The organism is bacterium (genome assembly GCA_029210965.1).
Lineage (GTDB): Bacteria > BMS3Abin14 > BMS3Abin14 > BMS3Abin14 > BMS3Abin14 > JALHUC01.
The window spans coordinates 1-12,803 of record JARGFZ010000057.1 but is presented as its reverse complement, the minus strand read 5'-3'; the positions used below and the strand labels follow the sequence as shown (position 1 = coordinate 12,803).

General features: G+C 54.6%; 8 protein-coding genes, 1 tRNA gene and 1 pseudogene. All 10 read left to right on the top strand.

What is annotated here, in order from left to right:
• Positions 1 to 513 precede the first annotated feature (513 nt).
• Positions 514 to 590: transfer RNA gene (locus P1S59_13475), tRNA-Arg, on the top strand.
• Between the two features lie 895 nt (positions 591 to 1,485).
• Complete coding sequence (locus tag P1S59_13470) at positions 1,486 to 2,958, top strand: capsule assembly Wzi family protein (protein MDF1527249.1); 1,473 nt, start codon at positions 1,486 to 1,488, stop codon at positions 2,956 to 2,958.
• A 404-nt stretch (positions 2,959 to 3,362) separates the two neighbouring features.
• The gene (locus P1S59_13465) at positions 3,363 to 4,484 is read left to right on the top strand and encodes an SLBB domain-containing protein (protein ID MDF1527248.1); all 1,122 of its coding nucleotides are present in this window, start codon (positions 3,363 to 3,365) and stop codon (positions 4,482 to 4,484) included.
• Positions 4,485 to 4,553: 69 nt separating this feature from the next.
• Positions 4,554 to 4,739 (top strand): annotated as a pseudogene (locus P1S59_13460) (four helix bundle protein).
• Between the two features lie 140 nt (positions 4,740 to 4,879).
• The gene (locus P1S59_13455) at positions 4,880 to 7,228 is read left to right on the top strand and encodes a polysaccharide biosynthesis tyrosine autokinase (GenBank protein MDF1527247.1); all 2,349 of its coding nucleotides are present in this window, start codon (positions 4,880 to 4,882) and stop codon (positions 7,226 to 7,228) included.
• 375 nt (positions 7,229 to 7,603) lie between these two features.
• On the top strand, positions 7,604 to 7,933 hold the full coding sequence (locus P1S59_13450) for a hypothetical protein (protein ID MDF1527246.1): 330 nt from the start codon (positions 7,604 to 7,606) through the stop codon (positions 7,931 to 7,933).
• Positions 7,934 to 9,107: 1,174 nt separating this feature from the next.
• Complete coding sequence (locus tag P1S59_13445) at positions 9,108 to 10,334, top strand: ATP-binding protein (GenBank protein ID MDF1527245.1); 1,227 nt, start codon at positions 9,108 to 9,110, stop codon at positions 10,332 to 10,334.
• A gap of 426 nt (positions 10,335 to 10,760) precedes the next feature.
• Positions 10,761 to 10,973 (top strand): type II toxin-antitoxin system VapB family antitoxin, encoded by a 213-nt coding sequence (locus P1S59_13440; protein MDF1527244.1) that lies wholly within the window; start codon positions 10,761 to 10,763, stop codon positions 10,971 to 10,973.
• Positions 10,970 to 11,377 (top strand): PIN domain-containing protein, encoded by a 408-nt coding sequence (locus tag P1S59_13435; protein ID MDF1527243.1) that lies wholly within the window; start codon positions 10,970 to 10,972, stop codon positions 11,375 to 11,377. The genes P1S59_13440 and P1S59_13435 overlap by 4 nt, the downstream gene beginning before the upstream one ends.
• 441 nt (positions 11,378 to 11,818) lie before the next feature.
• Complete coding sequence (locus P1S59_13430) at positions 11,819 to 12,229, top strand: DUF6306 domain-containing protein (protein MDF1527242.1); 411 nt, start codon at positions 11,819 to 11,821, stop codon at positions 12,227 to 12,229.
• Positions 12,230 to 12,803: the final 574 nt, after the last annotated feature.

Sequence of the window (12,803 nt, the reverse complement as noted above, 5' to 3'; positions counted from 1 at the left end):
CTTTCCTTACAAATCAATGACTTACGGAGTGAGTCATTGATTTGGGCGCCCCGCGCGGGGCGCATTGATGACTTTTTACGAAGTCATCAAACTTAGATCTTCTACAAACAGCGAGGCGGTCAACGTGGTTGACCGCCTCCAGGTGCAAGGTGCCAAGATTGCAATCATATAAAAACCAGCAATCTGTGTGCCAATAATAAAAAACTTTTATTTTCAGTACTTTACTGCCAACTTTATCAATTTCAATATGAAAAAAATTACTGACAATATGAATAAACCTACCATTTTCATGGAATGTTGAGGTTTAAAAGCCCATGGTGCGATGGGTAAACCGCTTGGAAATGGTCATAATATTGCTGCAGAGCAATACCAGGAGCTCGGGGTAGCCACAGGGCTTCGGAACACCATTGTTTACCACAGACAAGTTGACGTAGAGCATGAAAACGGGTACAAAACGGAACCTTGGATACGGTTGGGTTAATGCCGTGCTGCAAGTACTTTTTATTGTTTTGTGCCCACGTAGCTCAGCAGGATAGAGCACCAGATTCCTAATCTGGGGGCCGCAGGTTCGAATCCTGCCGTGGGTACCACTCGACGCATAAAAAGGCCAGCTCATGGAGATTGGCCTTTTTTTTTGCCGTTCGACAGGCTCACGGTTTTGAGCTTTGTCGAAGGACTCGTGGCAGGCCATATTTCGACCGGCGAGGACCATGAGCTGCGTCGAGTAGCCCTGAGCAAGCCGCAGTTGATTCGAGCGGCGCGTCGATGGGCAGTTAAAAACGCCCTGAAAAGGTTTTTTTACTGGAGTCCATCCGCCTTCGCTAACGCCTTTCGACCAGCTACGTCGGACAAGAAGTCCAAAGCCGCCGCCTGCCGCGGCGAAGCTCCAAAACGAAGACGGGTCATTCCGGGCCGAGTTAAAGATGACCCGGAAATTATTGGCAGTGGTATAACAACAGCGACTGGACTCCGGGTTTCCGCCTGGAGTGACGGGTGGAGCGACTGGGCTTGTGAGGGCATCTTGTCACGGCGAAGCTGGGAGCGAAGCCGGAAGCCGCAGGGAGCCGTCGCTTCGCCTGAGACATAATGATAGCTGCCAGTTGGTTAAAAAACCTGGATGCCTTGCGACATGGGTTATGCTTGGCATTAGTGAACTTGCACAGTGCCGAGCACAGTGCCAAAACCAAGGAGATTGCCGCGTCATCACGCCGATGGCGTGAATCCTCGCAATGACAAACGTGGGTGTCCCCATAGCCTATTGCCTATAACCTATTGCCTGCTCTTCCCCATTGCCCATTGCCTGCCTTTATCCGTTGGACGTTGGACTTTGGACATTGGACTGCTCTTCCCCATTGCCCATTGCCTGGTTTTTTACATTGCTCATTGGACTTTGGCCTTTGGGCCGGTCTATTATGTGCCATGCGTTCGGTACCCACTTCAACAATTCTGCTCCTCCTACTATTAATTTCAGTCTTCGCGATTCCTATGACCCTCTTGGCCGCCTCAGGTAACGTTCCTCTCGACAGCGATGTGTACCGATCTCTTGATCTGCTTACTTCACAGGGGCTGCTGCGGTCTCATCTCGCCGGAACCAGGCCCATCACCTGGGCAGAGCTGCACAGGCTGGTGGAGGAGGCGAAGGGCCGTTTAAAGGTACTGGAAGAGGAGGATCGTGAAGTTATTTCCGCAGCCAGGGCAGTCCTGAAGGAGCTCGAGAAAAGCATTTACGACCGGTTTACGGGATCGGTCAGGGCAGGATCAGGCTCCACCTATGCCGCGGTTCATGATCCGGGTATCGAATTTGAATATCTCAATGGCGATCCGTCCGGCATCCCCGGTATCAAGGCATCCCAGGCCGCGCTGGTGTACAACAACGGCGGTATTGATCCTGATGAAGGGTTGAGCGTCAGCCTGATGGCTGAAATGTCCACAGGATCTGGCCCTTTTTATCTGCAGCTCTATCCGAGGTTCACCACCAGTGAGGAGGATAGGGAGTTCATACACCGGGGAAGCCTCAGGGTAGGGGGTCTTGCAGGGCTGGAGCTGAATATTGCCAGGGAGAGCCTCTGGTGGGGCCAGGGGGCCCACGGAGGGCTGTACCTGACCAACAACACATCACCACTGCCCATGGTCAGCCTTTCAACGCCCCATCCCTCCACCCTTCCCTGGATATTCAGGTATCTGGGGCCTTTCCGGTTCGAACTGTTCGTAAGTGAGCTTGAAGAGGACAGGGCGGTCCCGGAACCCTACTTCATGGGTCTCAGAACCAATTTCAGGCCCTTTTATGCACTGGAGATCGGCCTCTCCAACATGGTCATGACGGGCGGAGAGGGAAGACCGGAGGTCTCTTTTGGAGACCTGTTTAAGATATTCTTCGGGGGGAACGATGTTGCCGGAGACAGATCAAACAATATCGCCGGCATCGATCTGCGCCTGAACCTGCCGGGCTGGCAGTTTTACCTGGAGTTTGGGGGTGAAGATGAAGCCGGGGGGCTGCCGTCAAAGATGGCAGGGATGGCAGGATTTTACTTTCCCGGCCTGCCCGGGTCACTGGACCTTCGCCTCGAGTATGCCGACCTGGCCTATACGAAGGAGATCGCGGAGGTTTGGTATCGTCACGGCACCTACACCGACGGGTACACCTATGATGGACGGATCCTTGGGCATCATGTGGGAGGAGGAGGCAGGGACCTGTTCATGGAGATGGGTTTTGGAGCGGGGGAGAGGGGGAGAGGGCGAGTGGGGGTGGACTTCGAGCAGAGAGGACTGCACACTCAGCCCGCGGTGGAACACCACGCGCAGCTGTCAGCAGGGTGGGAAGGCCTTCTGGGTCCTGCCGATGGTGACTGGACCCTGAAGCTGGACATGGCTTTGGACTGGATTAGCAACAAGGACTACTCCGCTGGCGAGGATAGGATAAACGGGTACGTGACCTTGGGGTTGGAAGGAAGAATATAAAAAAACAGGAATGGGGAAGGAGGAATAAAGCAGGCTAAGGGCGAGAGGGGAAGGAAGTCCAATGCTTGCCGCGTCGACTTGTCACGTCGAAGTTCTTAGAACGGAGACGGAAGCTCAAAAAGCGAAGACGGGTCCAAAGGAAAAATGCGGGCAGCGGAGGGAGCACAGCGAAAACCGTTTTCAGCGCTTGTCATCGCGAGCCATGGAATAAGTGAAGCGATCTAGATTTAATGAAAGAGGAAATATAGGCTCCTCTGCTTTTTAATTTCTCATTCCACCTTCCATATTCCATATTCAAGCATTTTGCTGATTTCCCTTTTATTGTTAATATCTTGCATTGAAACATTCAGACGTACTATTATGTCGATCATATTTATCACAGGCTGCTCATCCGGGAGGGGTTCATGGCTGGCCTTAAAAACATTAAAAAAAGGATCAATGGGGGATTCCCTTTTGAACGAGGCAGCTGCCACGTTCTTCTTCTGATATTCCTCGTCAGCGCCTGTTCGCCTGCCAATCATTTCATCGTTCCAGACAACTCCGAACCTCTGGGAGCTGTTGCCCTCGGCAAAGCGACTCGGGAAACGGTGGATGTTCCCCCCATTCCATCGGACCCGGGGCCTTACCGCGTCGGCCCGGGCGATATACTGCTCATTCGCGATCTCGACCACCCGGAACTGTTCGCGGTTCAGGATAACGGATTTTTGACCCTGCCCCTTCCGGAACTGTTCGTGGGGGAGATGAGCGTCCAGACCCTGGGTATGAACCAGTTCGTGGTTCAGGATAACGGATTTTTGACCCTGCCCCTTGTGGGACTCAGCCCGGCTGAGGGGAGAACGCTGGCCGATCTTCAAGTGGATCTGAATATCGCCTACGGGCAATTCGTTATAAAACCCAATATCTCGGTCACCGTTTCCAACTTCCGCAGCCAGAAGATCTACGTACTGGGACAGGTCAACATACCTGGTGCATTCCCCTTTGACGGCAGGATCGCGCTCCTCGACGCCATCGGCATGGCCCAGGGCTTGAACCAGAGGTCAGATCTTATGGGCTCCTACGTCATCCGGGGTGAGGAACTGCTGCCTGTGGATCTATACGCTCTTTTAAGGAGGGGAGATCTCAGACACAACATCCGGCTCATAGACGGGGATCTTATTCAAATCGCGGATTCGGCCGACCGGAAGGTTTACGTCCTGGGTGAGGTGCAAAAACCTGGCGTTTTCCCCATGGGAGCGGAACCCCTGAGGCTCATCGACGCCATTTCCATGGCCGGTGGTCTGGAGCCCAGAACGGCGCAAAAAGGAGGCATCCTCCTGGTTCGGGGAGGTTACGCTGACCCCACGGTGTACAAGCTCGATCTTTCCGACGTCATGAGCCTCACAGGTGCGGAGACCATCCTCGAGCCCGGCGACCGCATCTACGCCACCGCCACAGGGCTTACCAACTGGAGTCGGATCATGGTCCAGCTCCTGCCATTCCTCCAGGGAGGGGAGTCGGCTATTCAGATGTATAACGATCTGAAATAAAAAGGTCCAACGTCCAACATCAAATGTCCTGAAAAATAGAACGTTTTCAACAAGGATAAAGGGGATAAAGACGCGGTACGTTTCTTCTACATGACGAAGGGGTCCTTGGCAGAATTGATCACACATCTCGAGATTGCCACCGAAATAGGTTACCTGGATTCGGATACCATGCTTCACTTTGACGAGGAATGCCGCGAGACAGGAAAGATGTTGGGGGCTTTGATCAAGGCGAGGGGAAAAAAGGCCAGGCAATAGGCGATGGGTGATGGGCAATAGGTGAATATCACCCATAGCCAACTGTTAACCATAGCCCCTAACCTGATTTTCCCCATTGTCCCTAGCTGATAGCCCATTGCCACCTATCCATATCAGTTAGAGAAAGGAAAGAGCTGCCTTTGAACAACCGACCAGACTTCAGAGAACCGATGTATCCTGTTCATTTCGAGGAAGAGGTCCATCTCCGCGACTACATCAAGGTTCTGTCCAGTCGCTGGAAGCTGGTCACGGTTGTATTCCTGGCCATTGCACTCTCGACCTCCCTTTACACTTTGTCAGTGAAACCGGTGTATCAGGCCCAGTCGCTCCTCAAGATCTCAGATCAGGGCGGCGTCCAGGGTGTCCTGGGGGACCTTTCTGCTCTCACTCAGACCTCCAGCCCCATAGAGACGGAGATCGAGATCCTGAAAAGCCGTAGCCTCGGGGCCGAGGTGGTCAGACGTCTTAAACTGGACTTGAGCATTGAGAGATCAAGCAGCGGTCGACTGGATCGCATCCTCAAAAAAATCGGGTTTCGCAAGGCCGATGACAATTCGCCACCTAAAGTAAACATACTTGAAGTTCCGGATGAGCTGTTGGGAGAGACACTTCAATTGAAAGTGGAGGGCCAAACGAGCGGTTTCAGGCTTTTGCATGGAAAAGATCTCCTTCTCCAGGGACGTGCAGGAGAGATGACCGAAAAAGGGACTGTTCGTTTTAGCATCGCACTGAATGGCACCCCACAGGACACTGCAGAATACTTCATGACCAGGCTCGACCTCCGCGAGGCCACGGAAGATCTGTTGGAAAATATAAGGATCTCCCAGGTGGGAAGAAACACCCAGGTGATAAAAATCTCTTACCAGGATGCGGACCCGGTGAGGGCAACCGATATCCTTAGAACACTCCAGGAGGCTTACATTGAAAGGGATGTAGGGGAGGCTTCCAGGGAGGCCTCCGCGACCCTGGATTTCATCGAACAGCAGCGAGCCCAGGCAAAGGACCGCCTCGAAGGCACCCAGGACGCCCTGGACGATTTCAAGGTCAGGACAGGGGCCGTGGCCCTTTCCCAGGAGGCGGAGCTTCTCGTGGAGCGTATCTCCGACATGGAGGTGGAAGCCAACCAACTGCTGGTGACCAGTAAAGGAATGGATCTCCTGGTGAGATCCCTCGAACAGGAGGGCGGTATTACGGCGGGGCTTGGCGAGACGCTGGGGTTCCAGTCGCCTGAATTTACTAACCTCGTATCCGGATACATGGGAATCCAGCGCAAGAGGGCTGATTTTCTTAAGGTATACACCCGCGACCACCCCGTGATCCAGAGCATCGATGCCCAGGTCGTTCTGGCGGCCGAACAGATCCGCGCCACCGCGTCCGCCATCAAGGGTGCCATGGGAAACCGTGAAGAGGCCATCAGGAACGTGCTTGAAACCTACAGGGTCAAACTGGAAGCGCTCCCCGACATCGAAAGGCAATTGGCCAAACTGGCCAGGGATGTCCTCATCCAGGAAAAGGTTTACTCTTTCCTCCTGGAAAAGGAGCAGGAGGTGCGCATAATAAAGGCCTCTGCTGTTTCCAAGGTCAGGGTCGTGGATCCGGCCACCGTTCCCACCAAACCCCTAAAACCCAAACCCGCCAGGAACATCCTTCTGGGTATGATCCTGGGGATGATGCTGGGTGTTGGGTTTGCCTTTTTCACGGAGTATTTCGACGACACCATTAAAAGCGACACCGATGTGGAATCCCTCGTGGGGGTGCCCCTTTACGGCACCGTTCAGTTCGTCAAGGAGGCCAGGGACAGAAGGAAGCAGGAACGGCCCCACCTTGTCATAGAAGAACCACGTTCGCCAGTCACAGAGTCTTTTCGGATCCTTCGCACCAACATCCTGTTTTCCCGTGTCAAGGGAAGCCCTGGAGTTATAACCGTTTCCAGCCCGGGGCCGGGGGAGGGGAAGAGCTTCGTGGTGGCAAACCTTGCGGCCCTTTCTTCCTACGCAGGGAAAAGCACACTTGTCATCGACGCCGACCTGAGGAAGCCACAGCAGCATGTGGTTTTCGGCGTTTCGGCCAAACCTGGACTGGCCGAGGTCCTCACGGGGAAAATGAGCCTGGAAGAGGCCATCCAGAGGTCCCCCAAAGGCAGACCCGATCTGCTCGCGGCCGGAAGCATCCCGCCCAACCCTTCCGAGCTACTTGGTTCGGAGGAGATGAGAAACCTGCTTGAGGATTTAAAGCAGCGGTACGAATTCATCGTGCTCGACAGCCCGCCCCTGGGTCTGGTCACCGACCCGGCCCTCCTCATGAAGCTCACCGACCTGGGCCTCGTTGTGGCCAGAGCTGAAAAGACTTTCAAAGCAGCCCTGACTCACACCGCCGAATCCCTTAAAAGGTTATCTCCAGATCTGCAGCTGGGGATCTTGATCAACGCTGCCAAGGACGCCAAACGGTATGGGTACAAGTATGGGAAGGAGTATGGGGGGAAAGGATAGTCCAAAGCCCAATGTCCAATGTCTAACGGGAAGAACGGTCCAACGTCCAAAGTTGTCATCGCGAGGCAGGAGGCCGTGCCGAAGCGATCCCGGTCAAAGGCCCGTCTTCGTCACGCTGGGGCGTGACTACGCCGTGGCAAGCCCGTCTTTGTCATACAAATCAGTGACTACGCCGTGGCAAGCCTGTCTTCGTCATACAAATCAGTGACTACGCCGTGGCAGGCCCGTCTTTGTCATACAAATCAGTGACTACGCCGTGGCAAGCCTGTCTTCGTCATACAAATCAGTGACTACGCCGTGGCAAGCCCGTCTTCGTCATACAAATCAGTGACTACGCTGTGGCAAGTAAAGGGGATAAAGGGAAAAAAAGCAACGATGAAAAAGGAAGACCTGAAGGAAATAGCCGAACTCGTCACCACTGTTGTTGATAACCGGTTTGGGCAGTTCAAGGGAGAGATCACTAAAGAATTCAGCCACCAGCGCGGCATGCTGATGGATGCCTTCCAGCACAAGCTTGATATCGTCGTCGAAGGGCACCAGATGCTGAACGAGAAGATCGACCGGCAGGGCGAACAATTGAACGAAAAGATCGACCAGCAAGGTGAGCAGCTGTGTCAAAAGATCGATGCTGTTGCCGAAGACCTGAAGGAACATCGGAAGGACACCGAGGCCCATAAGAGCGGCTATAAGGCGATGGATGAATAGGAATTAAGAGCAGGCGATAGGCGATAGGTGAGAGGCAATGGGCGAGAGGCGAGAGGCGATAGGCAATGGGCGATGGGCGAGGGGCGAGGGACACGGGGAAAAGAGCCGAGGGGCGACTCCTCCCTTCGACTGAGCTCAGGGCAGGCGACAAGCTCGGGACAGGCGAGCGGCTGAGCGAAAAATACTGCCACGATTCCAGCTCCGACCCCAAAGTCTGCTGTATCTGCTGTATCTTGCTTGTGGTCAATAGTTCTTGTAGATTGTGAGTAAGCTAATACAATTGGAATGAATCAGTAACAGGAGCTGAATATGACGTTTTCGGACAATGAGCTTCCAACTGACCTAAACCGACGTGCGGTCAAAGACATTCAAAAACTTGATCAAAGTGTCAAAGCGCGCATCGGTAAAACCCTCCTTCGTTTTGCAGTGGATCCATTAAGCCATTTTAAATTCAAATTTGACCCTGTCAAATTTGAATGGAGTTTTTGAAACGGTCACTCAAAAGGTAAGAGAGAGGAACACGACCCCACAGGGGTTCCCAAAGGGTAATGGCTGTGTTCCCATGCTCTAACTTGGTGAACTTTGTGAACTTCGTGTTCAACTGCTTTTTCTCCGGGCTCCCGACCAGCTTCCGCCGTCGCTCTTGGGGCGTCGCTTTCAGCTTTGCCCTCACAAGTCGAGCTATGGCGGGACAAGTCCGTGGACAGGCAGGGCAGGCGATGGGCGAGGGGGGGGAAGAGTTGGTAAGGTATCTACGTATCAAAGTGTGTACGTAATTACGTACACACCTACATACCTACATACCTACATACGTATCCAGGTATCCAGGTATCTAAGTATTAAGTATCGAGGTAAAACCTGCGATCAACGTCATTCCGGGCCGAGCGACTTGTCACGGCATAGCTTCGAAGAAGCAATGACGGAAAGCGAGGACCCGGAATCCAGGAAGGAACGGTTCCTGTAAAGGCGGTGTTTTCACCACGGAGGTCACCCTTCGACAAGCTCAGGGCAGGCGGAGTACAATGAGAAAGGCGGAGAAAAAGTCGAACGCGAGGGAAAGAGCGGTTCAGGCACTTAGATACCTAGATACGTAGATACTTAGACACATAAGTCTTCCGGAACCCAGTCGTCATACTCGTTGACGGGATGTCAAATTGTCACTATGGTGTGAAGCATGATGACAGATTATTCCCCCAGAGATATCGCCCCGCTGATCGGGAGAGCACTGGGGTCGATGCCCGTCGTTGTGGTGACGGGAATGAGGCAGACGGGCAAAAGCACCATGCTGCGCATGGATCGCTCCCTGAGTGAGAGGGAATACGTCAGTTTCGATGATTTTGCTCAGCTTGCGGCCGCCCGGGAAGACCCGGACGGTTTTGTCCGTTCCCGTGACAGGGTGACCATCGACGAGGCTCAAAAATGTCCCGATATCCTCACAGCCATCAAAAAGGCCGTTGACGAGGACAGGACGCCTGGGCGGTTTATCCTTTCCGGCTCGGCGAACTTTTCCATGCTCAAAGGCGTCTCGGAGACGCTTGCCGGCAGGGCTGTTTATTTTACCCTGCACCCGTTCACCCGCCGTGAGATCACAGGTAAGCAGGGTGGCAGACCGTTCCTGAGGGTTTTTTTCGACGCGCCGGATGTCCTTGACGTTAAAGCTGCCCCGGTTGACTGGAGGGAGGTGCTGTCGGGCGGGATGCCTTCCGTCTGTCTGCACCAGGTCGAAGACGCCGGATTCTGGTTCAAAGGGTTTGAGCAGACCTACCTTGAAAGGGACATCATGGAGTTCAGCCGGATCGGGAACGTGATACCTTTCAGGAACCTCCTGCATTTGGCTGCCTTGAGGACCGGGCAGCTGCTGAGCCCGAGCCAACTGGGTCGCGACGCGCAGTTGAAGGCGGCGACTGCGGCAAGGTACCTTTCCATTCTGGATGCGTCCTTCGTGATCCGGAGGGTTTCCCCCTACCTGAAAAACAGGTCCTCCCGGCTGATCAAATCACCGAAGATGTACATGAGCGATTCCGGGCTTGCCTGCTATCTGGCGGGGATCAGGGAACCCGGCATCGAAGGCGAGCATCCTCTTAAGGGGGCGCTGTTGGAGACGTACGTGGCCCAGAACCTCTCGGGTCTCATCGATTCCTGCTGGCCTGACGCGGAACTCGGTTTCTGGCATATCCAGGGCAGGCACGAGGTGGATTTCGTGATCGAAGATGGCGGAAAATGCCTGGCCCTCGAGATCAAGTCCGGAGCGCGATGGAGTGAAGGGGACCTGTCTGGCCTTAAAGCGTTCCTCGCGAAAACTCCCCACTGTAAGGCAGGGATCCTGGCCTATAATGGCGACACCCCGGTCCAGCTGGGGGAGCGGCTGTGGGCGATACCGTTGGGAACGGTCCTTTCCTGAGACGGAGGGAAGAGCTGGTAAGGTATCTACGTATCAAAGTGTCTAGCCCGCATTATTTATGATGTTTATCATGCCATTCCCATTTATCCATATTTGCCGCACAGTTAGCTGACATCTCATCACCATCATGAATAATGCGGGCTAGACACATAAGTCTTCCGGAACCCTGTGTCACCCTGCCTGCCAACCGTAGCTTTAGCGAAGGTAGGTCCCCGTGTCTCCGTGTCTCCGTGTCCCCGCCTGTTCCGTCTGCCCTGCCTGTCCCGAGCCTGTCGAGGGGAGCTTGTCGAAGGGAGCTTGTCGAGGGGCGTCCCCGCGTCAGCTCTTCCCCGCGCCCCGACCGGAGGTCGATCAAAACCAATCGCGGATTCCGGGTTGACTATACACCGTGCGGTGTGTAGCATATTGTGTGAAAGGGGGATCGTCATGGCAACGAACCTCGCATTGGATGACCGGCTCATCGAGGAAGCCCGCCGGATCGGGAAGCACAAGACCAAGAAAGCCGCGGTAACGGAAGCGCTGGAGGAATACGTCCGACGGCACAGACAGTTGCAGATCATGGAGATTTTCCACGGGATCGACTACGATCCCGGGTACGATCACAAGGTGCAGCGCAAGGTCCGGCGAGCCGGTGAATGAAAGTTCTGGTAGATACCAGTGTCTGGTCCCTTGCCCTGCGCCGGGAACGTACGGGTGAGGAGGCCCTGGTTCAGGAACTGGCCGAACTGATCGCAGAACAGCGGGTGGCAATGATCGGTCCGGTGCGTCAGGAACTGCTTTCGGGCATTCGTGACAATGAGCAGTTCATCGCGCTGCAAGAGCGCCTGCGCGCCTTCCCTGACCTGCCTCTGACCGAATCTGATTTCCAACGGGCGGCTGAATATTTCAATTCATGCCGCGCCATGAGTGTACAGGGCTCAAATACCGACTTCCTGCTTTGTGCCGTCGCGGTCAACCATCATCTGGCCATTCTGACTGCCGACCGCGATTTTGATCTGTTCGCCCAACATCTGCCTCTCCGCCTGCTGCAGGCGCGTTCATAGCCCGCATTCTCCCTCTCCACTGGAGGGGAAGGGCAGGCTACAGGCGATAGGGGAGGGGGGGGGGTCATGAAACCAGGATCGCTTGACACGGAGACCCGCCTTCGCCATAGCTTCCGTCTTCGTTCTTGGGGCTACGCCAATGGCTTCCGGCTTCGCCTTGGGGCTACGCCGTGATAAAATGCCCTCACAAGTCGAACTTCGTCGTGACAAGTCGCCGTGACAAGACGGCGTGGCAAGCGCGGTGACGCGGGGACACGGGGGGAAAAGGCGGAAGCGATCCCGGTTACCATATAGACGATTTTTTCATCACAGAGTTACGGTGCGGATCATTGATTTGGGCGCCCCCCTCGGGGCGTGTTGATGACTTTTCGCGAAGCCGTCAGCTTTAAAGTGTAAAAGTTTTTCCAATGGCCGTTACGGCCCTGTATAAGGGGGTGTCAGTTGAGCGTATCAATGGAACTGAGGGAACGTCTGGTAGCCCTGCTCGAGGCCGAGCGGGCAGGTGTTGTTGTGGCGAAGAAAATGCTGGCTGAATCCAGTTCCGGGGAGGAAACGGCCCTGTTTGAGACGATCCTGGCTGGAGAAAAAGACGGGTGCCGGGCTTTAGGAAAGGCTATTCTCGACCTGGGGGTCGCCGGCAGCGGCAGCATCGGCGATTTTGTCGGGAAGGTCATGGCCCTTCCCGGCAAAATTGACCGCCTGAACCTGCTCATCAAGGGGCAGGAATGGGTTGTACGCAAGCTGGATGAAGTCCTTGAAAGTGAACTGCCCGCCATTGACAGGGAGGCTCTCCAGAAGGTCAGAAATGACCACGTGGTCAATATTGAAAAATGCAGGCAATTCCTGGATTGAACAAGCCAGGAAGGCGCGGTTCCTGTGAAAGCGTCTGAAGGCAGCCTCCAGCCCTTCGATCACGCCGCCGGCGTGACTCAGGGCAGGCGAAGCGACACAAAGGGTAATGGCTGTGTTCCCATGCTCTAACTTGGTGAACTTTGTGAACTTCGTGTTCAACTGCTTTTTCTCCGGGCTCCCGACCAGCTTCCGCCGTCGCTCTTGGGGCGTCGCTTTCAGCTTTGCCCTCACAAGTCGAGCTATGGCGGGACAAGTCCGTGGACAGGCAGGGCAGGCGATGGGCGAGGGGGGGGAAGAGTTGGTAAGGTATCTACGTATCAAAGTGTGTACGTAATTACGTACACACCTACATACCTACATACCTACATACGTATCCAGGTATCCAGGTATCCAGGTATCTAAGTATCGAGGTAAAACCTGCGATCAACGTCATTCCGGGCCGAGCGACTTGTCACGGCATAGCTTCGAAGAAGCAATGACGGAAAGCGAGGACCCGGAATCCAGGAAGGAACGGTTCCTGTAAAGGCGGTGTTTTCACCACGGAGGTCACCCTTCGACAAGCTCAGGGCAGGCG